This is a genomic window from Ruminococcus sp. OM06-36AC (assembly GCF_003438725.1).
GTDB lineage: Bacteria > Bacillota > Clostridia > Oscillospirales > Ruminococcaceae > Ruminococcus_C > Ruminococcus_C callidus.
In genome coordinates, this window is sequence record NZ_QSTT01000002.1 from 249,848 (window position 1) to 276,763 (window position 26,916).

24 protein-coding genes are annotated in these 26,916 nt (G+C 46.9%); 8 read left to right on the forward strand and 16 right to left on the reverse strand.

All coding sequences use genetic code 11. The annotated features are described in order from the left end of the window. Nucleotides 1-34 precede the first annotated feature (34 nt). From DXB92_RS03170 to speD, 7 genes are all read right to left on the reverse strand, one after another. Nucleotides 35-586: a DUF1963 domain-containing protein gene (locus tag DXB92_RS03170; RefSeq protein ID WP_117732364.1), complete on the reverse strand. Its 552-nt coding sequence runs from the start codon at nt 584-586 to the stop codon at nt 35-37. Then, nucleotides 534-866 carry a YwqG family protein gene (locus DXB92_RS03175; protein ID WP_117732366.1) on the reverse strand — a complete coding sequence of 111 codons (333 nt, stop codon included), beginning with the start codon at nt 864-866 and terminating at the stop codon, nt 534-536. The genes DXB92_RS03170 and DXB92_RS03175 overlap by 53 nt, the downstream gene beginning before the upstream one ends. Nucleotides 867-898: 32 nt before the next feature. After that, nucleotides 899-1,315 (reverse strand): GNAT family N-acetyltransferase, encoded by a 417-nt coding sequence (locus DXB92_RS03180; protein WP_117732368.1) that lies wholly within the window; start codon nt 1,313-1,315, stop codon nt 899-901. 79 nt (nt 1,316-1,394) lie between these two features. Beyond that, nucleotides 1,395-1,556: a hypothetical protein gene (locus DXB92_RS13480; protein ID WP_021682310.1), complete on the reverse strand. Its 162-nt coding sequence runs from the start codon at nt 1,554-1,556 to the stop codon at nt 1,395-1,397. A gap of 26 nt (nt 1,557-1,582) precedes the next feature. Then, complete coding sequence (locus tag DXB92_RS03185; protein ID WP_242986591.1) at nt 1,583-1,948, reverse strand: hypothetical protein; 366 nt, start codon at nt 1,946-1,948, stop codon at nt 1,583-1,585. Between the two features lie 10 nt (nt 1,949-1,958). Beyond that, nucleotides 1,959-3,407 carry an aminotransferase class I/II-fold pyridoxal phosphate-dependent enzyme gene (locus DXB92_RS03190; RefSeq protein ID WP_117732370.1) on the reverse strand — a complete coding sequence of 483 codons (1,449 nt, stop codon included), beginning with the start codon at nt 3,405-3,407 and terminating at the stop codon, nt 1,959-1,961. A gap of 14 nt (nt 3,408-3,421) precedes the next feature. Next, nucleotides 3,422-4,234, reverse strand: coding sequence for an adenosylmethionine decarboxylase (gene speD, locus DXB92_RS03195; protein ID WP_181976884.1), 813 nt, complete (start codon nt 4,232-4,234; stop codon nt 3,422-3,424). A 533-nt stretch (nt 4,235-4,767) separates the two neighbouring features. Here speD and lon point away from each other — a divergent pair. The 3 genes from lon (at nt 4,768) to lysA (ending at nt 9,184) form a co-directional block, all read left to right on the forward strand. After that, nucleotides 4,768-7,203, forward strand: a complete 2,436-nt coding sequence (lon, locus tag DXB92_RS03200) for an endopeptidase La (protein WP_117732505.1) — start codon at nt 4,768-4,770, stop codon at nt 7,201-7,203. 15 nt (nt 7,204-7,218) lie between these two features. Then, nucleotides 7,219-7,812 (forward strand): ribosome biogenesis GTP-binding protein YihA/YsxC, encoded by a 594-nt coding sequence (gene yihA / locus DXB92_RS03205; RefSeq protein WP_021682304.1) that lies wholly within the window; start codon nt 7,219-7,221, stop codon nt 7,810-7,812. A gap of 73 nt (nt 7,813-7,885) precedes the next feature. Beyond that, on the forward strand, nt 7,886-9,184 hold the full coding sequence (gene lysA, locus DXB92_RS03210) for a diaminopimelate decarboxylase (protein WP_117732372.1): 1,299 nt from the start codon (nt 7,886-7,888) through the stop codon (nt 9,182-9,184). A 172-nt stretch (nt 9,185-9,356) separates the two neighbouring features. On the opposite strand, the gene metE is transcribed toward lysA, so the two are convergent. The 5 genes from metE to DXB92_RS03235 form a co-directional block, all read right to left on the reverse strand. Further along, complete coding sequence (gene metE, locus DXB92_RS03215; protein ID WP_117732374.1) at nt 9,357-11,618, reverse strand: 5-methyltetrahydropteroyltriglutamate--homocysteine S-methyltransferase; 2,262 nt, start codon at nt 11,616-11,618, stop codon at nt 9,357-9,359. 343 nt (nt 11,619-11,961) lie between these two features. Then, entirely contained in the window at nt 11,962-12,867 is a 906-nt protein-coding gene (locus DXB92_RS03220; RefSeq protein WP_117732376.1) for a LysR family transcriptional regulator, read from the reverse strand. Continuing rightward, entirely contained in the window at nt 12,864-14,078 is a 1,215-nt protein-coding gene (locus tag DXB92_RS03225; RefSeq protein ID WP_117732378.1) for a DUF4317 domain-containing protein, read from the reverse strand. Before DXB92_RS03225 ends, DXB92_RS03220 begins: the two co-directional genes overlap by 4 nt. 79 nt (nt 14,079-14,157) lie before the next feature. Next, complete coding sequence (locus DXB92_RS03230) at nt 14,158-14,730, reverse strand: Maf family protein (RefSeq protein ID WP_117732381.1); 573 nt, start codon at nt 14,728-14,730, stop codon at nt 14,158-14,160. Further along, complete coding sequence (locus DXB92_RS03235) at nt 14,730-14,963, reverse strand: tautomerase family protein (protein ID WP_021682297.1); 234 nt, start codon at nt 14,961-14,963, stop codon at nt 14,730-14,732. The genes DXB92_RS03230 and DXB92_RS03235 overlap by 1 nt, the downstream gene beginning before the upstream one ends. 473 nt (nt 14,964-15,436) lie before the next feature. Between DXB92_RS03235 and trpS the strand changes: the two genes are divergently transcribed. The 4 genes from trpS (at nt 15,437) to DXB92_RS03255 (ending at nt 20,521) form a co-directional block, all read left to right on the forward strand. Further along, the gene (trpS, locus tag DXB92_RS03240; RefSeq protein WP_021682296.1) at nt 15,437-16,504 is read left to right on the forward strand and encodes a tryptophan--tRNA ligase; all 1,068 of its coding nucleotides are present in this window, start codon (nt 15,437-15,439) and stop codon (nt 16,502-16,504) included. Nucleotides 16,505-16,594: 90 nt separating this feature from the next. Beyond that, nucleotides 16,595-17,092, forward strand: coding sequence for a DUF5104 domain-containing protein (locus DXB92_RS03245; RefSeq protein ID WP_117732382.1), 498 nt, complete (start codon nt 16,595-16,597; stop codon nt 17,090-17,092). 222 nt (nt 17,093-17,314) lie between these two features. Beyond that, nucleotides 17,315-18,397 carry an ATP-dependent 6-phosphofructokinase gene (locus DXB92_RS03250; RefSeq protein WP_021682293.1) on the forward strand — a complete coding sequence of 361 codons (1,083 nt, stop codon included), beginning with the start codon at nt 17,315-17,317 and terminating at the stop codon, nt 18,395-18,397. A 333-nt stretch (nt 18,398-18,730) separates the two neighbouring features. Continuing rightward, a complete protein-coding gene (locus tag DXB92_RS03255; RefSeq protein WP_242986592.1) occupies nt 18,731-20,521 on the forward strand; it encodes a glycosyl hydrolase in 1,791 nt (596 codons plus the stop codon). A 177-nt stretch (nt 20,522-20,698) separates the two neighbouring features. Here the strand turns inward: DXB92_RS03255 and nrdG are convergent, their stop codons facing one another. Together nrdG and nrdD are read right to left on the reverse strand one after the other, a co-directional pair. Next, entirely contained in the window at nt 20,699-21,211 is a 513-nt protein-coding gene (nrdG, locus tag DXB92_RS03260; RefSeq protein WP_117732385.1) for an anaerobic ribonucleoside-triphosphate reductase activating protein, read from the reverse strand. Nucleotides 21,212-21,226: 15 nt separating this feature from the next. Next, the gene (gene nrdD / locus DXB92_RS03265; RefSeq protein ID WP_021682290.1) at nt 21,227-23,386 is read right to left on the reverse strand and encodes an anaerobic ribonucleoside-triphosphate reductase; all 2,160 of its coding nucleotides are present in this window, start codon (nt 23,384-23,386) and stop codon (nt 21,227-21,229) included. Nucleotides 23,387-24,202: 816 nt separating this feature from the next. Here nrdD and DXB92_RS03270 point away from each other — a divergent pair. Then, entirely contained in the window at nt 24,203-25,012 is an 810-nt protein-coding gene (locus DXB92_RS03270; protein ID WP_117732387.1) for a hypothetical protein, read from the forward strand. 162 nt (nt 25,013-25,174) lie between these two features. On the opposite strand, the gene dapB is transcribed toward DXB92_RS03270, so the two are convergent. Further along, nucleotides 25,175-25,930, reverse strand: a complete 756-nt coding sequence (gene dapB, locus DXB92_RS03275) for a 4-hydroxy-tetrahydrodipicolinate reductase (protein ID WP_021682285.1) — start codon at nt 25,928-25,930, stop codon at nt 25,175-25,177. Between the two features lie 35 nt (nt 25,931-25,965). Continuing rightward, complete coding sequence (gene dapA / locus DXB92_RS03280; RefSeq protein ID WP_021682284.1) at nt 25,966-26,856, reverse strand: 4-hydroxy-tetrahydrodipicolinate synthase; 891 nt, start codon at nt 26,854-26,856, stop codon at nt 25,966-25,968. Nucleotides 26,857-26,916: the final 60 nt, after the last annotated feature.

A 26,916-nucleotide genomic window follows, 5' to 3' on the forward strand; every position in this document is an offset into this window, starting at 1 on the left:
CGTGGAATTGAAATTTCGCTGTTTCTAGATTGCCTTAACAACAATCACAATAATATAAAACATCACGAAAATCGCAGTTCTTCAATTTTTCGCTGTTGATAAAGAAGTGGCAAATTCCTGCATCGCCCCACATGATCTTTGTGGAATCGCTTCTAAAGTCACTGCACATCTGTAGTAACTGAAAATCATATTTTTTCTGTTGTTCTATTGTTTCACGGGGATCATACTGGCAAAAATCTGAAGAACCGCCGACCTTATGACCATGGGCTGAATTGTCGTTATAAACTGCCTCATCTAATATATCAAAAGGTAAATTTAATTTGAATTTTAAGTCATAAGGGCTTTTTATGGCTTCACCAGAAATTTCGTTGAAATATTTGCAGAAAGCTTCTTCATATTCCGTTGAGTTTTTAGGTGCATCTTCTACTGTGGGAAGAAATGCAACGCCATATTCGCCCTTTAAGGGGAAAAACTCTTTTTCCATGTCATTAAAAGCAGACATTTGTGGAGTAGTTGTGCTGTCAGAAATCGCATCATAATAGATGACTCTGAATCCTTTTTTTATCGCACATTCCCCAGCAATCATCAGCACAAATCCAAAATTGAATCATTCCCTGTTTGGGAAAACAGTCTAACCCTTGAATATCACTGCACTTGATCTGCATTAAAAATCTTAGTGGATTCCCATTACTGTCAACGGGTATTTCAGCATCGGACGGGAAATAGGGTACACCGCCAATTTTACTTTCAAACACAGACGGAATGTCGTCTTTTAATGTGAAGCGGACAGAACGTTGCTTTTCCAATTCGTCAAGTGCTTTTTTCGCAGCATACTTCGTGTATTGCAGTGCCTGTTCTTTTGTCATGTTGATTCTCCTTTATAAACTGGAATTTAATATTACTCGACATGATGAAATTTTTTTAATCTTTGTGCCTCATTTGCTTCGAATCCAAATTTTTCATAAAAAGGTATCTTATCCGGAACCGCACATAGCTCCACAAAAATATCTGTTCCTTTTACTCCATTGTTACTTATAAACCTTCTTAATTCATCTATTAACATTCTTCCAATACCTTTTCCCTGATATTCAGGTCTGACAACAACATCTTTAATATAATAATTAAGTCCCATATCACCATTCATTCTTGCCATAGCAACAATGCAATCTCCGTCCCATATAGAAACTCTAAATAGGGTATGTTTCATTGCTAATCTTGTTTGCTCAAGAGATGGTCCATCTCCCCATACTGTTTCCCATAATTCAATAAATTGCTCTGCCGTTAGTTCGTTGTATTTGATTTTTAAATCTAACATATATTATTTCCCTCCAATGTTTTGTATTATAAAATCAATCAGATTTACAAATTCCGATTTGCCAAGCAAACAGTAACCCCTACTTCTTCACCACATTCAATCTCGCGATCTCCATATCCTGCGGTCCGGTCAGAGAACAGCCCTTTTCCTTGGCGTACTGGATATAATTCACAATATCCGCCGTAATGCGTTCGCCGGGGGCGAGAATCGGGATTCCCGGCAGTGCCTGTTCTTTTGTCATGTTGATTCTCCTTTATAAACTTGAATTTATACCCGGTACTTGTCTCGATTTATAGTCATATCAACCAAATGAAATACAAGTAAGATAATAAAAAAAACGGAGGCTATTATTATTCCTGCGCCCAGCTTGATAAAATCAATTATACCGCCAAGACAAAAGAGCATTGCCCATGTCTTAATCCGTTTTCCAGTAACTCTGCATATTTTCTCTGTATTTAATCCAGTATAATCTCCTGATAAAAACAGCACACTTCTTTCTGTATTCCTTGATTTGATAAAAAATCTTCCAACAAAAAAGAGAACAGTTGCCATCAGTAAATCAATAAATATAATTATTATTTTCATTTTCAACATCTCTAATTCTAAGTTCACAACTTCCGATTTGCCAAGCAAACAGTAACCCCTACTTCTTCACCACATTCAATCTTGCAATCTCCATATCCTGCGGCCCGGTCAGAGAACAACCCTTTTCCTTGGCGTACTGGATATAATTCACAATATCTGCTGTAATGCGTTCGCCGGGGGCGAGAATCGGGATTCCCGGCGGATAACACATGACAAACTCACTGCAAATTTCACCCACGCTCTGTTCCAGCGGCACAGCTTTTTTGTCCGCATAAAACGCCTGCTGTGGGGGGAGTGCCACGTCCGGAGCCAGATACTCGCTTTGCAGCATGCCCGTAGGGTCGCCGCCGTACAGCCGCTTGATCTCCGATAACGCCGAGATCAGCCGTTCGATCTCCAACGCCCGATCTCCGGCAGTGACAATGGCAAGGATATTGCCGATGTCACCGAATTCAATCTGAATCCCGTATTCGTCCCGGAGCAAGTCGTACACCTCAATGCCTGCCAGACCGGTGTTTCGGGTGTGAATGGACAATTTTGTCCGGTCAAACGCATAGAACGAATCGCCGTTGCAAAGTTCGTCCCCGTAGACATAATACCCGCCGATGCGGTTGATTTCCTCCCGTGCATAGTCCACATACTCCACTGCTTTCCGGTACATTTCCCGTCCGTTCATCGCCAGATTTCGCCGAGCAATATCCAGCGATACCATGAGCAGATAAGACGCACTCGTGGTCTGTGTCAGGTTGATGACCTGCCGTACATAGTCCGCATTGATGCCCTCCGCACAGAGCAACATGGCACTCTGTGTCAGACTGCCGCCGGTCTTGTGAATGCTGACCGATGCCATATCTGCACCGGCAGCCATAGCGGAACAGGGGAGATTCTCCCCGAAATAGAAATGTGTGCCATGTGCTTCGTCTGCCAGCAGCAGCATGCCGTGTTCATGGGCAAGCTTGGCGATACGGCGAATATCCGGACAGACACCGTAGTAAGTCGGATTGTTTACCAATACAGCTTTTGCGTCCGGATTGGCAAGAATGGCACGTTCCACCGCTTCTACTGACATGCCCAGCGGAATTCCCAGATCCTTGTTTTCGTCCGGATCCACATAAACGGGAATAGCCCCGTTGACAACCAGTGCATTGATCGCACTGCGGTGCACATTGCGGGGCATGATCAGCTTTTCACCGGCTTTGCAGACCGACATAATCATAGCCTGCGAAGCACCGGTAGCACCGTTGATGATAAAAAAGGCATTGGCAGCCCCGAACGCTTCCGCGGCAAGCTGCTGTGCATCGCGGAGCACTGAAACCGGATGACAGAGATTGTCCAGATTTTTCATAGAATTCACGTCGATCTGTACGCACCGCTGTCCGAGAAAATCCGCCAGTTCATGGTTGCCCCGTCCGCCCTTGTGTCCGGGAACGTCAAACCGTACCACACGGTTCATCAGATGCTCTTTCAGAGCGTCCATCAGAGGAGCGTCCTGCTGTGTCCAGTTCATATCGCTCTGCCTCCTCAATAGATGTTTCTGCCGCTGAAAATTTCGATCATTTCCCGCCGCAGACGATTGGTAATATCCAGCCGCACCCGCGGGTCCAGTTCATATGCATCGGTTTTGAACAGATAATTTTGCAGTTCCAGTTCCTTGATCAGCATGCGGGTGTGAAAAATATTGGATTGATATACGTTTACATCCTGTGCATCATACCGCAGGAGAATTTCTTCGCTGATAAAATCCTGGATCGAAGCCATTTCCTGATCCATAAAGCACTTTTTGCCGGAAACATCTCTGGTAAAGCCGCGGACACGATAATCAATGGTGATAATATCCGAATCGAAACTCCGGATCAGATAGTCCAGCGTGTTCAGCGGAGAGATTTCCCCACAGGTGGAAACATCAATATCGACCCGAAATGTGGTGACTTCATTGTCCGGATGACTTTCCGGAAAGGTGTGCACTGTGACATGGCTCTTGTCCAGATGTGCGTGAATATCCCGACGTTGGAGAAATCCGTCCCCCTGATTGCAGGACGGATCGATGCTTTCCGGTGCTACACTGCCTTCAGCGATCAGTACGTTGACCGAAGCTCCCTGCGGTTCGTAATCCTGTCTGGAAATATTCAGCACCGCCGCACCGATCATTTCGGTGACATCACAGAGAATATTCGTCAGACGTTCGGAATTATACTGTTCGTCGATGTAGCGGATATAGTCCTGTTTTTCCCGTTCGGACTTTGCATAACATACATCAAAAATATTAAAGCTCAACGTCTTAGTGAGATTGTTAAATCCATATAAGGTCAGCTTTTTCTCCAACCCTACCATCACAGCCTTTCTGAAAGCATCTGCCCGCAGACAGATGCCCTCTAAAAATCGAAAAGTAGAAGTATGGGAGCAGCAGTCCTGCTCCTGTCTGCGGTAAAAGATTGCAACACCGCAGTTCACGTTCTTACAATCAAAAACCATTGTACCACAGTTTGCAAAAAAATGCAATGGGATTTACAAAACTTTTTTCGAAAACGACGGGGAGAAACAACATTTCCCCGCCGGAGAAGATTCCAATTATAGTTTCTCTTTTTCCAATTTTTGAATTTTCAGGACTTACCACTTGCAAAATATCACGAAGTATAGTATAATAGAACAAATCGAATGAAACAGTGACGAAATGCCGCATGGCAGGGGGAGCAGAAAATAGGAGTTACTGCGATACGTTTCAAGGCAATTCTGTACAAGCTTGTGCAGTACTGCCGCATGGAAAACGCACAGCCAAGCCAATGGATTGTGAGATTTCCGGATTCGCAGAGGCATGGGGAGAACTTGCCGCTGCACGAAATGCTGATGCAGAAAGGAAGACAGAAATCATGACTGAAACCATTGAAAATACAGAAAACTATATGGAAGAAATCACCGCACCAACCGTACAAAAACTGCCGCTGCTTGCAATGCGTGGAATTGTATTGTTTCCGAACATGATCATGCACTTCGATCTGGCTCGGGAACCGTTTGTCAAGGCATTGAGAGCCGGTGCCAAATCGGATCGCCGCGTGTTTCTGGTGACTCAGAAAGACCCCTTGGTGGAAGAACCCAAACAAGACGATCTGTATACAGTGGGTGTGATCGCAGAAGTGCGGCAGGTGCTCCGTTCGCCGGACGGCGTGACACGGGTACTGGTCGAGGGAAAAGAACGGGCAGCCATTACCGCAGCTTTTCTGGAAAACACAGAAAAAGAAAAGAACTTTTACCCGCAGGCAGAAGTGGAACTGCTGCCGGAAGTTTCGGCAGAGGAAGACCGTGAAAAGGAACTGACCGCTTCTGTCCGCTGCATAAAGGACATTTTTCAGGAATATGCAGAACTGATGCCTCGCATGCCGAAAGAATTGATGGCAACTGTGATCTGCGAACAGGACGCTGCCAAGATGTTTAACGAGATCGTGTTCAACATTTCGCTGGACTATGATGCAAAGCAGATGCTTCTGGAGGAAAGCAGCCTGCTGCAGCGGCTGGAAAAGCTGTACCGGATTCTGGAGGACGAAATGGACATTCTCCGGCTGGAGCGAAAGCTACAGGAGGAAACACAAGAAAATCTGGATCGCTCGCAGCGGGAATACTACCTGCGGGAACAGATGCACCTGATTGCCGAACAGCTGGGAGAATCCGAAGATCCGGCTGCGGAAATGGAACAGTATACCGACATCATCGACACGCTTCCGCTGGACGAAGCCAGCCGCAAAAAGCTGGAAAAGGAAGCAGAACGTCTGTCCCGTCTGCCGGCAGCTTCACAGGAAGCCTTTGTCATTCGCAGCTATCTGGACACAGTTCTGGCACTGCCGTGGAATAAATCCAGCCATACCAAGCCCAATCTGAAGCGGGCACAGTCTGTACTGGAAAAAGATCATTATGGTTTGAAAAAGGTGAAAGAACGAATTCTGGAAAGCATTGCCGTTCGGACACTGCTGCCGGAAGCCTCCGGACAAATTCTGTGTTTTGTCGGACCTCCCGGCGTGGGCAAAACTTCTATCGGCAGATCGATTGCCAAGGCACTGGGACGGCACTATGAACGTGTTTCTCTCGGCGGTGTGCGGGACGAATCGGACATTCGCGGACACCGGAAAACTTACGTAGGGGCAATGCCCGGACGCATCATGGATGCCATGACCCGTGCCGGCACCAACAACCCCATGATCCTGCTGGACGAAGTGGACAAGATGAGCAACGACTTTCGGGGCGATCCCTCTGCGGCACTGCTGGAAGTACTGGACAGCGAACAGAACAAGGCGTTCCGTGACCACTATATTGAAGTGCCTTTTGACTTGAGCAAGGTGCTTTTTGTGGCAACAGCAAACTCTCTGGATCCGATTCCGGCACCGCTGCTGGATCGTATGGAAATTATCGAACTGGGCAGCTATACCCGTGAGGAAAAATTCCACATTGCCAAAGAGCATCTGCTGAAAAAGCAGCTGAAAAAACACGGACTGAAAGGCACCCAGTGCCGGATTCCGGACGAGGTGCTGTATGCGATCATTGATGGCTATACCAGAGAAGCCGGCGTGCGGGAACTGGAACGCACGATCGGTACGCTTTGCCGAAAGGCTGCCAAAGAAATTGTGGAGGGCATCTGCAAAAAGGTTTCCTTTACAGAAGTCAACCTGAAAGAATATCTGGGAATCCCGAAATTCCGACCGGACAAACAGAGCCATGAAGATACTGTCGGTGTAGTCAACGGTCTGGCATGGACTTCTGTCGGCGGCGTGCTGATGCCCATGGAAGTGCTGGTGATGTCCGGCAAGGGAACAGTTGAGTACACTGGTTCACTGGGCAACGTAATGCAGGAAAGTGCCAAAATTGCGGTCAGCTATGCACGCAGCGTGGCAAAGCAGTACGGCATTCCGGAAGATTTCCACACCAAGTGTGACCTGCATATTCATGCACCGGAGGGAGCTGTTCCCAAGGACGGTCCCTCGGCAGGCGTTACCATGGCAACCGCGATCATTTCCGCTCTTTCCGGCAGACCGGTGCGGGGGGACATCGCAATGACGGGGGAGATTACCCTGCACGGCAAGGTGCTGCCCATCGGCGGACTGCGGGAAAAATCCATGGCAGCTTATAAAGCCGGCATTCACACGGTGATTATTCCGGAAGAAAACTTGCCGGATCTGGAGGAAGTAGACGAAACCGTGCGGGAACATGTCACATTTGTGCCGGCAAAAACGCTGGACACTGTGCTGAATACGGCACTGGTACCGGCAGAACCAGCCGCAGAAGCACAGACAGCCGCTGTGGAACTGTGCCATGTATAAAAAGGAGAAGAATCCATGCAGTTTCAAAAAGCAGAATTCGTAGCGTCCTACGGGACATTCTCACAGATACCGCCCTGCAATTCCATGGAGATTGCCTTTGCAGGACGGTCGAACGTGGGAAAATCTACGTTGATCAATAAAATTTTTCAGCGGAAATCGCTGGCGAGAGTCAGTGCTGTTCCGGGGAAAACAGCGACAATCAACTTTTACCGTCTGGATCCTTTGACGATCGTTGACCTTCCCGGCTATGGCTATGCTAAGGTTGCCAAGTCGGAAAAGGAACGGTGGTCCGGACTGATCTCGGGCTATCTCGGTGCAGATCGGGACTTGCGTCTGATCCTGTTACTGATCGATATGCGTCACGCACCCTCTAAAGACGATTTGCAGATGATCGATTTCTTGGTAGAATCGGAACTGCCGTTTTTGATTGTGCTGACCAAAGCAGACAAACTGAACAAGACAGAACGTACCAAACGCATGCAGGCATTTGAAACAGAAATTCCGTACTTCTCACAGATTCATGTGATCCCTTTTTCCGCAGTGACGCGGGAAGGCGTTGCAGAAGTACAGGGCGTTCTGGAAGAAATCGCCTCCGAAACCGAAGAATGATCTGCGGGGTGAACGGGAGTATTTTCACCGCGATACCGCGTTCATAAAAGCAATGCAGAAAGGAAGTATAAACATGTTTGTATCTGATAATCTGGGGGTAAATGCGTCCGGAAATCTGACCATTGGCGGCGTAGACACCGTTGCACTGGCAAAGAAGTATGGTACACCGCTGTATGTCATGGACGAGGACATGATTCGTCGGGACTGCAAAACATTCCAGAAAAGCATCGACACATACTATGACGGACAGGGTCTGGTCTGCTATGCCAGCAAGGCATTTTCCTGCAAGGAGATCTATCGCGTGATGCAGTCCGAAAATATGGGCATCGATGTGGTTTCCGGCGGAGAACTGTACACCGCAGTGCAGGCAGGCTTCGACGTGACAAAGGCTTGCTTCCACGGAAACAACAAGACCACAGAAGAACTGAACATGGCACTGGATTACGGCGTTGGCAGAATTGTTGTGGACAACATCTATGAAATGGAGCACCTGAACCAGCTGGCAGCGGAAAAGCATCTGACTGCCCCGATCCTGCTCCGCATCAAGCCGGGCGTAGATGCACACACCCATAACTTTATCCGTACCGGACAGATTGACAGCAAGTTCGGCTTTGCACTGGAAACCGGCGAAGCATACGAAGCAGTCAAGAAAGCGATTTCTTACCCGAATCTGAAGCTTCGCGGTCTGCACTGTCATATCGGCTCGCAGATTCTGGATACACAGGGCTTTACGGCAGCAGCAGAAGTCATGATGGAATTCATTGAAAAGCTGAAGAAAGAACTGGGCTACGAAGCAGAAGATCTGAATCTGGGCGGCGGTTTCGGTATCCGCTATACTGAAGCAGACGACCCGCTGCCGTATGATGCATATATGGAAGCGGTAGCAAAGGTCATCAACGGTTTCTGTGCATCGCACGATGTAAAGCGTCCGTTTATCCTGATCGAACCCGGCCGTTCCATTGCAGCTCCGGCAGGCATTACCCTGTACACCGTAGGCGGCATCAAAGAGATTCCGAATATCCGTACCTATGTTTCTGTCGATGGCGGCATGTGCGACAACCCGCGTTATATTCTGTATCAATCTGCATATGATGCACTGGTTGCCAATAAGGCAGGACAGCCGAAAACTGAAAAGGTAACTATTGCCGGAAAGTGCTGCGAAAGCGGCGACCTGATCGGCGAAAATATGGAGATTCAGCCTTGCGAAGTAGGCGATATTATTGCGGTTTGTGCAACTGGTGCCTATAATTATTCCATGGCATCGAACTATAACCGACTCCAGAAGCCGGCAGTCGTTTTTGTAAAGGGCGGCGAAGACAGACTGGCAGTGAAGCGGGAATCTCTGGACGACGTTCTGCGGAACGACATCTAAGACAATCAAACGTTAACATAAGGCAATACCGCACAAAGAGCTTCTGGCGACTTTGCACGGTATTGCCATAAAATAACAGCAAACAAAACAGCGGCGATCCGAAGAAAACGGATTGCCGCTGTTTTGCAATTTGGTTACACTATAAAGAGCACTTTTCAGAATGGGAAATAGCTTATCGGCAAGCTTTTGCAGCTTCTACCATGTTTTCCAAGCTGGGTACTGTTTCAGCAATACCTCTGGTTTTTAGACCGCAGTCCGGATTGACCCAAAGCTTTTCTTTCGGAATACGGGAGAGCATTTTGGAAATTGCCGTTTTGATTTCCGCAGTGGTAGGGATTCTGGGGGAGTGAATGTCATACACGCCGGGGCCAACTTCGGTGCGGAAGTGGTTCTCCTGTAATACGTCCAGAATCGTCAGGTCAGAACGGCTGGCTTCGAACGTGATGACATCTGCGTCCATATCATCGATGTCCTGAATGATGTCAGCGAATTCGCTGTAGCACATATGGGTATGCACCTGTGTTTCCGGTTTTACACCGCTGTGCACCAGTCGGAATGCCGGAATTGCCCAGTTCAGGTATTCTGTTTTCCAGTCAGACTTCCGCAAAGGCAGCTTTTCCCGCAGAGCAGCTTCGTCTACCTGAATAATGCGGATACCGTTTTTCTCCAGATCCAGTACTTCTTCCCGAATGGCAAGTCCAATCTGATACGCACAATCCTGCAAGGAAATGTCCTCCCGCGGGAATGACCAGTTCAGAATAGTGACCGGTCCGGTTAGCATGCCCTTCATCGGCTTTTTTGTCAGGCTCTGGGCATAGACAGACCATTTTACAGTCATCGGCTTTGCACGGCTGACATCACCCCAGACGATCGGCGGCTTTACACAGCGTGTGCCGTAGGACTGTACCCAAGCCTTTTCAGTGAACAGGTAGCCTTCCAGACACTCTCCGAAATATTCTACCATGTCGTTTCGTTCGAATTCCCCGTGTACCAGCACGTCCAGACCGATTTTTTCCTGCAATGCCACGCAGTCTGCGATCTGCTTCTTGTTGAAATCTACATATTGTTCCTCGGAGATCTCGCCCTTTCGGAATGCAGCACGATTGGCACGGACTTCCTTTGTCTGCGGGAATGAACCGATAGTTGTGGTAGGCAGCAGCGGCAGCTGGAATGTTTCCTGCTGAATCTTTTCCCGTTCTGCAAAAGCCGGCTTTCGAACGAAATCAGCTTCTGTCAAGGCTGCAACTTTTCGTTGTACTTCTGCATTGCTGCAATGTCTGTCCTCGCAGAACAACTGCTGATTTTTCTGATATGCCTCTGTCGCCTGCGGCTGTGCAGAAGCACAGATCTGTGACAGTTCTGCCAGTTCTTCCAGCTTTTCTTCTGCAAAAGCGAAGTGCTTCTGATAGCTCTCCGCCAGCTTGGTTTCGTTTCGCAGCGTGTACGGAACGTGCAGCAGAGAGCAAGAGGTGTTCAGTACGATATCACCGCAAACCGGACGCAGCTGTTCCAGAATTTTCAGAGTTTTCTCATAGGAATTCCGCCAGATATTTTTTCCGTTTACTACACCGGCAAACAGAATTTTTTCCTTGGGGAATCCATTTTTCTGTACCAGTGCCATCGTCTGTTTTCCCTCTGTGAAGTCCAGACCGATGCCGTCAAAGTCCAGTGCTGTGATCTCAGAATAGCAGTCCCGCACATCGCCGAAGTATGTTTGCAGCAACACCTTGACATTGCCCTTTGCAGCCAAGACAGTCTTGTAAATCTGGGTAAACAGAGCAATATCCTCTGCGGACAGATCTTTTACCAGATACGGTTCGTCCAGTTCAGCCCATGCAGCACCCAGTTCATTCAGCTTTTCCAGATAATTACAGTATGCCTTGACTGTATCTTCTACAAAGTCAGAGAGTGTTTTTTCACCGGTGAATCGTGCCAGCTTCAGGAATGTAAACGGTCCGATCAGCACCAGCTTTGCCGGAACGCCCAGTGCCTTTGCTTCTGCATATTCTGCAAAAGGCTTTTCGCCGGCAAGGCGAATTTCTGTGGTGTCCTCAATTTCCGGCACCATATAGTGGTAGTTGGTGTTGAACCACTTTTTCATTGCGAATGCTTTTACGTCACCGTGTTCACCCTGATAGCCACGTGCCATTGCAAAATAGGTATCCAGCGGCGACAGAGAAAGAGCACGATAGCGTTTCGGAACCGCATTCAGCAGAACGGCGGTGTCCAGAATGTTGTCATAGAAAGAAAAGTCGTTGACAGGAATCAGAGAGATTCCATTTTCCTGTTGTAGCTGCCAATGGGTGCTCCGCAGTTTTTTTGCGGTGTTCTGCAATTCTTCTGCGGAAATCTCTCCGCGAAAATACTTTTCGCTGGCAAATTTCAGTTCCCGCAGACTGCCCACTCTGGGGAATCCGATAATAGTTGTTTTCATAAGATAACTCCGTTTCTGGGGAAACACATGCTTGGGCAACCATGTAAACTGAGGCAATACCGCACAAAGAGCATCTGACGAAAAATTTGACGACGCATCTGTCGCACAATCTTTGTGCGGTATTGCCCTGAAACAATGTTGCCCAGCGTATTCCTTTTTGTTTCTGATTGTAATTCCATTATACAGGATTCCACCGGATATGTAAAATATATAAAAATACCGGTTTGCTATAGCTTTATTATATAGCAAACCGGTATTTGAGGTCTGTGCTGCATCAGAGCCTATTCAGTATTTTAGGACAACACCGCACAAAGCCCGCCTGACGGCTTTGTGCGGTGTTGCCTTAGGAGTTTTTCGCATAACGCTTTAATGCATCTAAATAAATGCTGCCCAATCGGCTGGGCACTGCATGCTTTTTGGTAATGTAACCGATATGCATGCTTCCGTTTTCCGCAAGAGGAATTGCCACAATGTTTTCTCCGTTTAGTTCTTCGTCAATGACACCGCTGCAAATGGTATACCCATTTAGTCCGATCAGCAGATTGAACAGCGTTGCCCTATCCCGTACCCGAATATTTTTCGAGCGAATTTCTGTGCTGAAAATTTCTTCAGAGTAGTAAAACGAGTTGTGTTCGCCCTGTTCAAAAGACAGGTACGGATAGGGCTGCAAGTCTGCCATGGTGACTTCTGCTTTTTGTGCAAGAGGATTTTTGTCGCTGATAAAAATATGCGGCTTCGCTTCAAACAATTCCGTAAACTGCAAATCGTTGGATTTCAAAATCTTTCGCAAAACGGTTTCGTTGAACTCGTTGAGATAGAGAATTCCGATTTCACTTTTCAGACGGGAAACGTCATCAATGATCTCATAGGTCTGGGTTTCCCGCAGACTGAAATCATAATTGTCACTGCCATACACCTGAATCAAGTCTACAAATGCATTTACCGCAAAGGAATAATGCTGTGTCGAAACGCAGAATTCCTGTTTTCCACCGGACTGGTGGGTATACTTTTCCGTGATCAGAGCAGCCTGCTCCAGAACTTGTCTGGCATAGCCCAGAAACACTTCCCCCTCTTTGGAAACAAAAACGCCTTTATTGGTGCGGTTGAAAATGGAGATGCCCATTTCCTTTTCCAGTTCCTTGAGTGCTTTTGTCAGGCTGGGCTGGGCAATATACAGTGAAGCAGCTGCTTCACTGACTGTTCCTTTTTCCGCAGTGACAACGGCATATTTCAATTGCTGTAATGTCATACGGCTGTTTCATCGCTTTCCGGCTCTGCTTCCGGCAAGTCTGTGAGATCCGATTCCGGTTCTGTCGGCTCCGGCTGTAATTCTGCAATGCGAGCCGTCAACCCGTTGATTTCCACAGCCGGATCGTCCAGATCGATCAGCAGATACCGTCTGCCGTCTACGCACTGTGTCCGCACCTTGTCTGTGGCATCTTTCCCAATCGAAACAGTGATGCCGTCTACGCTGATCGTTGTTTTGTTGTCGATCAGGTTGTTGACAGTAATCGGCTTGTCCTGTGTTGCCTTCCGATATGCCATCTGCATTTCTTCTGCACGTTCCTGACTAACGCCGGAGTCCAGCAAAATGTCCCGCACGTGAATATCGTCCACAATGGGCAGATCCGGTTCATTGGCGTATTCTGCTGCAATATCCCGCAGCTTTTCATTTACGCCGGTGATGACAGAGTAACTCAGTTCATCGGAAACGATTTCCTGCATCATGCTCTGGAATGTTTCCTTCTGCTCCTGAGCCGTCCGGTTAAACGGGCAGCCCAGTACATTTTCTATGATGCTGATATTGACATCTTTGGGCTTGTGGGCGGAGTACAGCACATGGTTTACGTCCGGACCTCTCCCCGTGAAAGTTGGATAGACAAACCCGTCTGTGGGGATCTCTGCCACGATTCTGTCATAAACATTTTTCTTTTCAATGGCGTTGTCATCTTCGTTGTAGATCAGCCCGTCTACGCGAATTTCTACCGGACAAATTGCTGCCACCAGAAAACGGTAATCGTGGCTCTGATACGGGTCTAATTCGTCACTCTTGGACTTTTGAAAAACGGTATAAGTACAATGTCCGACCAAAATCGCATAGGTGGAAACATAGTCCATGTTGCGGACGATCTGTTCCATCAGCGTTGTAACGGCAGTTTCATCTTCCAGTTTGGACTGTAACGCCTCGTAGAGAATCGCCTGACTGCCGCCTTCTTCATAGGCTTCTTTGGGAAATTCGTATTCCAGCAGTCCTTTTCCCAGTGTGCCCGCAAGAACACGTTTCAGCGTTGCCATAAGGCAGTCGCTTTCTTCGGAAGCAATGTTGTGATAGGCACGGCTGGTCTGACAGCGGATATTTTTTTCGCTGTCCACAAAAGCGGTTGCCACCTGATTCAGTACAAATAAATCACTGGTATCTGAAAAATTTTTTCGAATTTCGGAGAGTTCTTTTTTATTCATGGAAATCCCTTTCTGTTATCTATGGAAACGCTGCGTAAAAATTGTTTCGCTGTTTAGCGTGCAATCTGCCTGTACGATTTTACAGCACATCGTTTCCTTTGCAAAAGCGTTGCAATGCCCGTGCAGTTTCTGCCACCGGCAAGCCCATTACGCTGTAAAAATCGCCGTTGATGTTCTGCACCAGCAGTGCACCGTATCCCTGAATGCCGTAACTGCCGGCTTTGTCCATAGGTTCGCCGGTCGCAAGATACGCCTGTATCTGTTCTTCAGTCAGCGGATAAAATGTTACCGCTGTTTCTGTCTGGAATGAGGATACGCGTTCTCCTTGTGCCAAAGCTACACCAGTGATGACAGTATGTGTCTTTCCGGAGAGTTGACGAAGCATCTCTGCCGCATGTTCCGGCGTTTTCGGTTTGCCGAAAATGGCATTTTCCAGCACCACCGTGGTATCAGAACCAAGAACAATGTCATTCGGATATTCGTTGGCGACGGCAAGAGCCTTTTTTCGTGCCAGATACTGTGCCGCTTTCTGTACAGACAACACGGGCGGCAGGGACTCGTCTACGGCTGCCGGAAAAACCGTAAAGTCTTCCGTGATCAGCCGCAGGAGTTCCTGCCGCCGCGGTGATGCAGAAGCTAGAATCAGCCCCATTACAGCACGTCCTTCGGGTCGTAATGCGGTTCTTTGTAGATGTGTTCACTCTCGGTGACTTCCTTGCGGAATTCGTCCTGCCATTCTACCGGTGTGAAATCTTCTACTGCAACAGAAATGTGTTCCGGATTGCAGCCGATCGCATCTACCAGTGCAGCGGCAACCTTGTCTGCAGCAAGCTTTTTCTGATCGTCTGTTCTGCCTTTGAGCATTTTGATCGTAATATGGGGCATGGTATGTTCCTCCTTGAAATTCTGTTTCTGATATATTGCCCGTGAAATTTTCGGGTGCTTTTATTATAGCATATTTTATAGGAGATTGCAAGGTGTAAACGGAATACAAACCCATTTTTCTAAAAGCTTTTATATGCTTTTTTACAGGCAATACCGCACAAAGATTGTGCGACAGATGCGTCGTCAAATTTTTCGTCAGATGAAACAAAAAGCGGAGTGAATACTGGATGTATTCACGAGCATTTTTGTGAAATATGACGGGAAATTTGCAAGCAGATGGCGTGCAAAGTCGCCAGACGCTCTTTGTGCGGTATTGCCTACAGTATCATTTTTACTTTTCCGCTTGGTTATTACGGAATTTAGACAGAAAACATTGACACCACACCCTCAATGTGTTATAATAAAAAAAGAAATTTACATGGACATGGCATACAGCATTGCCGCAGCGTCCATGAATCATAAGGAGCAAAAACATGAAACAGATTATTTTGACCGGAGATCGTCCCACCGGACGGCTGCATGTAGGACATTACGTAGGTTCCCTGAAAGAACGGGTAAAACTGCAAAACTCCGGAAAATTCGACGAGATTTATATTATGATCGCCGATGCACAGGCACTGACAGATAATGCAGAGCATCCGGAAAAAGTACGACAGAACATTACACAGGTGGCTCTGGACTATCTGGCATGTGGTCTGGATCCGGAAAAAAGCACCATTTTCATTCAGTCCATGGTACCGCAGCTGACAGAACTGACGTTCTATTACATGAATCTGGTTACCGTTTCCCGCGTACAGCGGAACCCTACCGTTAAGGCAGAGATTCAGCAGCGGAACTTTGAGGCAAGTATCCCAGTAGGCTTTTTCTGCTACCCGATCAGTCAGGCAGCAGACATCACCGCATTCCATGCAACTGCCGTTCCGGTCGGAGAAGATCAGCTGCCGATGCTGGAACAGTGCAAGGAAATCGTACACAAATTCAATTCGGTATATGGCGAAACTCTGACCGAACCGGAGATCATTCTCCCCAGCAATCAGGCATGTTTACGTTTGCCGGGTATTGACGGTAAGGCAAAGATGAGTAAATCTCTGGGCAACTGTATCTACCTGTCTGATGAGCCGGAGGAGATCAAGAAAAAGATCATGTCCATGTTCACCGATCCGAATCACCTGCGGGTAGAAGATCCCGGTAAGGTAGAGGGTAATCCGGTATTTATCTATCTGGATGCATTCTGCAAGCCGGAATATTTCGAGGAATTCTGGAAAGATTACAGCTGCCTGGACGAAGTGAAGGCACACTATCAGCGTGGCGGTTTGGGTGATGTAAAGGTCAAGAAGTTCCTGAACAATGTAATGCAGGAAGAACTCCGTCCCATTCGGGAACGTCGCAAGCAGTGGGAGCAGCGTTTGCCGGAAGTTTACGAGATCTTGCAGCAGGGAAGTGCTACAGCGAGAGCAACTGCGGAAAAGACTCTGGAAGGTGTTCGCCATGCCATGCGAATTGACTACTTCTCTGAAGGTGGTTTGCAGTCAGAACTGTAAAAAGAATATCCAGACAATATATTGCACCGTTTTGCCGTGAGCAGAACGGTGTTTTTTGTAAAATGGTAAGCATTGTAGAGGAATGAAACGATGAAGCGATTGAACGCTGTAATATCCGCAGTTGTGTTCTTGTTTTTTACGGGCTGTTCTTCCTATCCCCATCAAAGCTGGCTGGAAGATAGAAGCTTCGATAAAATCGCAGATGATAGGGCTTCAGAAATTGTTACAGCATTAGAAAATGGAGATCAAGCTGCAATTAGATCCATGTTTTCTAATCAGGCATGGAACGAAGCTGAAGAATTAGACGATGCTATTTTATCTGCAATAGAATATTATAAAGGTAATTTGGTATCATCTAATGGAACGATTGCAACCGATGAAAGTCAGAATGGAAAAAAGAAAACATTTAAAATCAGGGCAGATTATACGATATTGACTGATTTAGAAACTTATAATTTATATTTTATTGAAAAGTATAATTCAGAAGATGAGAATGAAAATGGTCTATATTTGATTTGGCTGTCTAAAGATTCTGAAAAAGACGAATATGAAGGGAATTATGGAGCAGGAATTTACTTTCCTTCATGAATAAACAATCATACATGTCCAGCAACCGATTTCAAAAAAAGTTTTATGCAAAGGATTTTACAGGAAAAATTGTGATATTTCAATGGTGGAATTAGAGTTACTCTTGTTTGTTCATAAAATATTGTAGATGTTTTGCCAGAAAAACGCTATAATATATAGCAGATTGCACGAATCTTATCAGGACATTTCTGAAAGAAGTATCAAAAATAGGAGGAATCACTTATGAAACGCAGAATCGGAATTTTAACCAGCGGCGGCGACTGCCCGGGACTGAATGCCACAATTCGCGGCGTTGCAAAGGCATGTTACGAAATGCTGGGGACGGAAAATGTAGAGATCGTTGGAATTTCAGACGGCTATTATGGCTTGATCCACAACATCTGCAAGGAGATGTCACCGGACGATTTCTCCGGCATTCTCACACGCGGCGGTACGATTCTGGGTACCAAACGTCAGCCGTTCAAGATGATGAAAGTCATCGGCGATGACAATGTGGACAAGGTCAAGAACATGAAAAAGACTTATCAGGATCAGAAGCTGGATTGTCTTTTGACACTGGGCGGCAACGGCACACATAAGACCTCCAAGCTGCTGGCGGACGAAGGACTGAATGTCATTGGTCTGCCGAAAACCATTGATAATGACATCTTCGGTACAGATGTGACTTTCGGATTCCATACTGCGGTAGACATTGCCACAGATGCACTGGATCGACTGCACACCACTGCAAACAGCCATTCCCGTATCCTGCTCTGCGAGATCATGGGCAACAAGGCTGGCTGGCTGACTTTGAGTGCAGGCATTGCCGGCGGTGCGGACATCATTCTGATTCCGGAAATTCCGTATGACATTGACAAGGTTTGCAAGTCCGTGCAGAAGCGTAGCGAAAGCGGCAAAAACTTCTCTATCGTCGCTGTGGCAGAGGGCTGTTTCGACAAAGAAGAAGCCAAGATGAAGAAGAAAGAACGCACCAGACTGCGTCAGGAAGCTGGCATCACCACTGCGACCAACCGGATCGCAGCACAGATTCAGCAAAAGACCGGACTGGAAGCCCGTGTTTGCGTGCCGGGGCACATGCTCCGTGGCGGAAGCCCCAGTGCGTATGACCGCGTTCTGGCAACACAGTTCGGCGTATACGCAGCAGAACTGATTCGGGAGGAACATTACGGTATGTCTGTAGCAAAGGTTGGTGGCACGATCACTGCCAATAAGCTGGACGACATTGCCGGTAAGACAAAGTTTGTTTCGCCGGACGATCAGCTGGTACAGACTGCAAGAAATCTGGGAATTTCTTTCGGCGACTGAGTAGAGTTATTGAAATCTATCCAAGAAGCGGGTGCATTTTCGATGTGTCCGCTTTTTTTGTGAAATGATAAAGGAAACACTGCATAAAGCCCGCCTGACGGCTTTGCACACAATCTGCTTGCAGATTTTCCGTCAGATTGCCCAGAAATCCCTTGCCATACATCAAGTATGCCTGCGGAATTTCTGTGCAATCTGCCGAAAAATCTGACTACGCATCTTACGCACAAGCTTTATTCAGTGTTTCCTAAATTATCTGTTGCATCTTCGGCTAACTTGTGGTATAATAACAATATCTACAGTTTCGGCAGAAACTACAAAAAAGGAGGATCTACGTTGAAAACAAGAAAACGATATTCAGTCGCCGCGGTATGCGTTGCGGCGGCATGTACAATTTCCATGGGTGCATCTTCTGCAATGCCGGTTCTGGCAGCTGCAAAGAGCAGTGACACTGTCCAGAAGTACGAATTTGAAAACGGAAGCACCAGCGGCGGAAAAATTTACAACGAGGGTTGGAAAGGCAATACCGAGGAGGACGGCAGCGGCGAGGACTTTGACTTGACCAATGCGTCCGGCGGATTTTCCTATCTGGATCAAAAGGGGACAACTGTCAGCCTAAAGGTTACCGTCGAAGAAGCCGGTCTTTACGAGATGAAGATTTCCTACTGTGAACCCTATGACAAAAACAAAAAGGTGCAATACCTGAATGTCAATGGCGTAAATCAGGGAGAAGTCAGCTTTTCTCACAATCTGAAATTCGAGGAAACTTCTGGTGGTGTAGTGATGCTCAATGCCGGCGAGAACACCATTGAATTGAGTGCCTATTGGGGCTATACATTCTTTGATTACCTGACGATTCAGCCGGCAGACAAAAGCCTGACAAATCTTTCACCAACAAGAACGCTTTCCAATCCCAATGCGTCAGATTCCACTAAGCGGCTGTATCAGTATCTCTGCGACCAATACGGAAAGCATATCATTTCCGGACAGCAGGAGTACTGCGGCTCGCATAACTACAACCTGTACGCAGATCCGACCAATTTCATCAAGGATAACGAACAGGAATTCGAGTATCTGGAAAAGACGACCGGCAAAATGTGTGCGATTCGCGGAATCGACTTCTTGAACTATCGTTCCAATGCCACATGGGACGATAACGCAGCCGAACGTACCATTCAGTGGGTGAATGAATACAAAGGCATTGCTGCCCTTGTGTGGCACTGGAGCGTGCCATCAGAGGAGGGGAGTACAGACTGCAATTTCTATGTGGAATCTGCCAGTGCCAACTACACCACATTCAGTATTTCCAGAGCACTGGAAGAAGGCACATGGGAAAATAAGGTGCTGATGGCGGACATTGCGGAAATTGCAAAGCAGCTGAAAAAGCTGAAAGATGCCGATGTGCCGGTTTTGTGGCGACCGCTGCATGAAGCTGAAGGAGCGTGGTTCTGGTGGGGAGCCGAAGGACCGGAGCCCTGCAAAAAGCTGTACCGCCTTCTCTACGACCAGCTGACTAACGTTTATGGATTGGACAATCTGATTTGGGTCTGGAACAGCTACACCTATTCCACATCTCCGGACTGGTATCCGGGCGATGATGTGGTAGATATTGTAGGATACGATAAGTATAATGCCGTAGACGGCAAGCCGAACCTAAGTTCGATTTCTTCCACATTCTATAGTCTGGTGCAGAGTACAGACGGACAGAAAATGGTAGCAATGGCAGAAAACGACACCATTCCTTCTTTGGAAAACCTGCTGAAAGACAAGGCTTCGTGGCTGTACTTCTGCCCGTGGTATATGAACTACCTTACCAGTGAGCAGAACAACCCCGCAGAGAATCTGAAAGAGATCTATAACAGCGAGTACTGTATCACGTTGGACGAACTGCCGGATCTGAAAAAATATCCGCTGGACGGCAGTGATGCCGATTCTGATGCTGTACTGGCGGGAGATGTCAATCTGGACAATGCAGTAAATCTGGCAGACATCATCTTGCTGCAAAAGTACCTGCTGGGAAAAACGACATTGACAGAGCAGCAGGCAAAGGCGGCTGACTATGCGAAAGATGCATTGACAAACGGAACTGACTTGACAGCACTGCGACAGGCTTTGCAAAAAGGCTAAGGCAATACTGCTTTCACAAAAATGCTCGTGAATACATCCAGTATTCACTCCGCTTTTTGTTTCATCTGACGAAAAATTTGACGACGCATCTGTCGTACAATCTTTGTGCGGTATTGCCCTAAAAAAATTACAAAACGGGATACGACCGGTAAATCCAGTCGTATCCCGTTTTCTTAGCTATTGATTTGCTTCGGTAAATACTCCGTTTTTCTTGCGAAGAATCCGTTGATTTGCAGAACCGCGAAATGCCAGCTGCAAGGACTTCTGTCCCTCCACAAAAGGTCCGTCTACCAGCACATCGATTTCCCGCAGCAACGCATCAGTGGCATCGCACCGATAGGGGCTGTCTGCCAGCAGGTCTGTTTCCAGAACACAGCCGGTATAGCACCAGATGTCTTTTTCTGCACCGTAAGCTTTTCGCACTGCCTGTACCAATTCCAGCAGTACAGGCTGGTTCTCCGGCTCCATTGGCTCCCCGCCAATCAGTGTCAGCCCTCGGATATAACTGGGTTCCAGCAGCCGCAGAAGCTGTTCTGTCGTTGCTTCAGTGTACGGTGTGCCATAATCGAAGCACCACGTTTCCGGATTGAAGCAGTTCTTGCAGGCATGCCGACAGCCGGAAACGAATAAGGATACCCGCACGCCCTCGCCATTGGCAATGTCGCAAGACTTGATTGCACCATAATACATATGCATTCGCCTCTTTTACAGGTGCATTACACGGTCGCGGATTTCCTGCGTGCGACCCTGATTCCAGAACTGGGTACCGATGTATCCGCAGGTGCGGCGGGCAACGTTCAGTTTATCCTGATCGCGGTTGCCGCAGTTGGGGCATTCCCACACCAGCTTGCCGTCATCTTCTACGATCTGGATTTCGCCGTCATAGCCGCAAACCTGACAATAATCGCTCTTGGTGTTCAGTTCTGCATACATGATATTTTCGTAAATATGCTGCATTACCGCAATCACAGCCGGAATGTTGTTTTGCATGTTGGGTACTTCTACATAGCTGATCGCACCGCCGGGGGAGAGTTCCTGGAACTGTGCTTCAAAAGACAGTTTGTCAAAAGCATTGATCGGTTCGGTAACATGCACATGATAGCTGTTGGTGATGTAGTTTTTGTCTGTGACGCCCTCAATCACGCCAAAGCGTTCCTGCAGGCAACGGGCAAACTTATACGTGGTAGATTCCAAAGGCGTGCCGTACAGACTGAAATCGATATTGGTTTCCTTTGCCCATTTCTTGCAGGTATCGTTCAGATGCCGCATGACCTTTAGTGCAAATGGCGTTGCAGAGGGGTCTGTGTGTGATTTCCCGGTCATATACCGTGTGCATTCACACAGTCCGGCATAGCCCAGCGACAGGGTAGAATACCCGCCGTACAAAAGCTTGTCAATGGTTTCGCCTTTTTTCAGACGAGCCAACGCACCATACTGCCACAGAATCGGGGCCACATCAGACGGTGTGCCTTTCAGGCGTTCATGACGGCACATCAGGGCACGATAGCACAGCTGTAACCGTTCGTCGAAGATTTCCCAGAAACGCTTTTCATCGCCGCCGGAGGAGCATGCGATGTCCACCAGATTCAGCGTGACAACGCCCTGATTAAAGCGGCCATAGAACTTGTACTTGCCGGCTTCGTCTTTGTAAACGGTCAGGAAAGAACGGCAGCCCATGCAGGTATAGCAGTTACCCTCTTTCAGGGACTTCATAATTTTTTCGGAAATATAATCCGGAACCATGCGTTTCGCTGTGCACTCCGCAGCCAGCTTTGTGAGATAAAAATACTTGGAATCCTCGCGAATATTATTTTCTTCCAGTACGTAGATCAGCTTCGGGAATGCCGGCGTAATGTAGACACCCTTTTCATTTTTCACTCCTTGAATTCGCTGCCGGAGCATTTCCTCGATAATCAATGCCAGATCATCTCTGGTCTGTCCCTCCGGTACTTCATTCAGGTACATGAATACCGTGACAAACGGAGCCTGCCCGTTGGTCGTCATCAAAGTGATAACCTGATACTGAATCATCTGTACACCCTGAATGATCTCGTTCCGGACACGCATTTCAGCGATCTGGTTGATCGTTTCATCATCGGTATCTTTTCCCAGACGTTCAAATTCGCGGCGAACATCACGGCGGAACTTCTCACGGCTGGTCTGCACAAATGGTGCCAAATGGGACAGGGTAATACTCTGACCACCGTATTGAGAACTTGCAATTTGTGCAATGATCTGTGTGGAGATGTTACATGCGGTAGAAAAACTGTGCGGCTTTTCGATCATGGTTTCGCTGATAACAGTTCCGTTCTGCAGCATATCCTCCAGATTGACCAGACAGCAATTGTGCATGTGCTGTGCGAAATAGTCTGCATCATGGAAATGAATAATACCTTCCCGATGAGCATCTGTAATATCATGGGGCAGCAAAAAGCGGGTCGTAATGTCCTTGCTGACTTCGCCCGCCATGTAATCACGCTGTACACTGTTGACAATCGGATTCTTATTGGAATTTTCCTGCTTGACTTCTTCATTTTCGAAATTCAGCAGACTTAGAATCTTTTGGTCAGTTGTGTTGGACTGCCGCAGCAGTCCCCGTTCATAGCGGTAGGTGATATAATTTTTTGCAACGGTGAATGCACCGTACTTCATGATCTCAATTTCCACCCAGTCCTGAATGGTTTCAACGTCCACTGCACGGTTCATGCCGGCACATCGTGTTTCAATGTCACTGGCAATTTTGGCAATGGTTTCCGAGGAAAGCTGCTCCGCTTCAATGACAGTGATATTTGCTTTCCCAACAGCTGCGATGATCTTCGCACGGTCGAAGACATCTTCCTTGCCGCTTCGTTTGATGATTTTCACAATTATTCCTCCAATTCCAGATAATAATCAAAGAACTCAGCTTTATGAACACAGAAAGGTACTTCAAAAAGGTAAGTTCTTTTGGAAATGCTTTGAGCAGTATTGCACAGAGCATGTTTGTTGATTTTGTGCGGTGTTGCTTTTATTGCAATTTTCTTTTTCATGGCAAACAGAAAGCTGCATGTTACAGCAGCCTTTCTTCCCAATCATTGATAAAAATCCGTTTCAAAATACGATGTTGAACAGCTATTATTATATCGCGATTCTTCCGATCTGTCAAGAAAATTTTTTATGTATTTTCCACTCGAAACACAACAAATTGTGGTGACGCGGCTTGTGTACCACAAGATATAGTATTTTTCAAGAAACACTTTCGAAATAGCAGCATACATCTTGACCGCCGTGTTCACATGCTTTTCGTGCTGGAATTTTCCGGAAGGAATAAGCCGCTTACATGTAACATATAAAGTTCAAAAGGTTCAAATTTTTCGGAAATGCTATGCGGAAAAATATCGTTTTGATTGTTGACTGACTGCAAAAAATGAGTTACTTGTATTATACCAAAGAGAAATTGAAAAGGCAAGTGATTTCCATAAAAACTGAAAAGAACAACTTTTTGTCACACGAAATTTCAGAAACAAGAACTTTCGGAAAGAATACTGACACGTTTTTTGTGGAACACAGCTTTTTGTGTATTTTTTGCAATTTTTCAAATCAGTGTTGACTTTTTGCAGAATGTGTGCTATAATAAAACTACAATACACTGTGGCATGCATCACAAATTGTGCAATGTTACAAATAAAGGAGTTTTGATTTATGAAGACTTTGAAGAAAGTCGCAGCTGTTCTGGCTGCATCGATGGCTTTGAACGCAGTTGCATTTACTGGTGCATTTTCTGCATCTGCTGAAGAAGACGTTACCGTAATCGGTACTGCATCCCTGAAGGGCCAGATGGGAACATATGGCTACTGGGGCGAAGGCAATACTGGAAATTCGGAAGATCTTACAAATAAGCCGGTGCAGATCACAAACGAAGACAAGCAGTATACTGCATCTTGGGAGATCACCGGTGATGGCACTGGATCTATTGAATTCCTGATGCTGGAGTTTGATACGAACGATGACCATTTCATTACAAAGGATACTTATCCGGATTTGGCAATCACAATTGACTCTGTAAAGGTAGACGGCAACGAGATCGATTACAAGATGTCTGATAATGCAGTAGACTACAAATATTATGCTAATGATACCGGTACAACACGTGCATATCTCCTGAATACGTGGAATGCATCTGGTCGAAAAGTAACCGATATTTCTGCGGAAACTGCTGTGGCTCAGAGCGTTGAAGTTACTTTCAGCGTTGCCAATGTATACGCTGCTCTGCCGTATGGTGACCTTAACGAAGACGGTATTGTAGATACTATCGACTTGCTGGAACTCGCATTGGACGTGGCACAGAAGGGTGCTGGTATGGGTTCTTCTTTCGATGAGCGTAAGACCAAGCTGGCAGATCTGGATGGAAATGATACTTTGGATTCAATGGATATTTACTATCTGCTGCTGCATATTGCACAGAGTGGTGCTGGCATTACCGTTGATCCGTTCCCGGTAACTGTAAAGTAATCCTATCTTTTCTTTGAAAAGTAAAATCTAATACAAAAGGGGGAGTTGTATTTTGCAACTCTCCCTTTTTGTATGTGATATAAACCAGAGCAGAAAAAGCAGGCACAATAGGAGAGAGTACTCGTCGTATTGTGTCTGCTCTTTTAATTCAAATTTGTAAACTTATTCTTGTACCAGTTGCTTCATGTCGTACATGCCAGCCGGCTTGCCGCAGAGATAGACCGCAGCGTTTACTGCACCTACAGCGAAGACTGTTTTTGAAGCTGCACTGTGGGAAAGGGTAATCACTTCGTCCTGTCCTGCAAAGATCACGTCATGTTCGCCGACAATTGTGCCGCCACGAATGGAATGCATACCGATTTCTTTGCTGTCACGCTTCATGCGGCGTGCGTGACGATCGTATACATAATGATACTCATTGTTCAGGGTGTCGTTAATGGCATTGGCAATCATAATTGCTGTGCCGCTGGGAGCATCGATCTTCTGATTGTGATGCTTCTCTACAATCTCAATGTCAAACTGTCCGCCCAGAACAGTGGCAGCTTTCTTTGCTAGTTCCACCAGCAGGTTAATGCCTAATGACATGTTGAACGTAAAGAATACCGGAATCTGTTGAGATGCACTCTGGATTTTCTGGATCTGTGCATCGTCATAGCCAGTGGTTGCCAGCACCAGTGCAACATTGTTGACCAGTGCGTATTCCAGCAATTCGTCCAGTGTGGACGGATTGGAGAAATCAATAATCACGTCCGGTACTTCCGGAAGTTCTGCCGGAGTTGCAACAATGGGGAAATCCGCATACTTTGCAGTGTACGAATCCACACCGCCAATTACTGTGCAATCGTCCCGTCCGTCAATACAGGAAGCTACGGTGTGTCCCATTTTGCCGTTTGCACCGCAAATTACAATCTTTGTCATAATCCTTGCCTCTTTTCTCGTCCGAATATCTTTCCTTAGGAGAGCATACCGTATGCACGCAGAGTTGCCTGCATTGCAGCCTTGTGCTCATCGCTCATATCCAACAGCGGCATTCTGCAGGGACCAGAGGGCATGCCAAGCTGGTTCATAGCTTCCTTGACCGGAATCGGATTAACTTCCATAAACAGATCATTGATCAGACGGAGATACTTCAGCTGCAATTCGGAAGCAGCTGCGAAGTTGTTTTCCAGACAATACTGAGTCATCTGATGTGTTTCCTTCGGCAGTACATTAGACAGTACAGAAATAACACCCTTGCCGCCCAAGGACATGATCGGAACGATCATATCATCGTTGCCGCTGTAGATGTCGATCTTATCGCCGCACTTTGCAGCAACCTTTGCGGTATAGCCAATGTTTCCGCTGGCTTCCTTGATTGCTGCAATGTTCTTGTGCTCTGCCAGTGCTGCAACGGTGCTGACATCAAAACCTACGCCGGTACGGCTGGGAACATTGTAAAGAATGATCGGCAGGTCTACGCTGTCTGCAATGGCATTGTAATGAGCCACAAGACCTCTCTGTGTGGTCTTGTTGTAATACGGGGTAACGATCAGCAGACCGTTTGCACCCAGTTCCTGAGCCTCTTGAGAGAGCTCAATGGCATACTTGGTGTCATTGCTTCCGGTTCCGGCAATGACCGGAATCCGGTTGTGGGTATGCTCTACTGCAAAACGGATGCATTCCCGATGCTCCTTATCGTCCAGCGTAGAGGATTCACCGGTTGTACCACAGATGATAATGGCATCTGTGCCGTTTTCAATCTGAAAATCAATATTTTTTGCCAGACCGGCATAATCTACAGAACCGTCTTCCAGCATCGGTGTAATAATGGCTACGCCAGCACCGGTAAAAATGGTGTTTTTCATAAAAATTACCTCCTGATGGTAATCAAAATCTCAATAAGATGTGTGCTTTACAGAAATGCA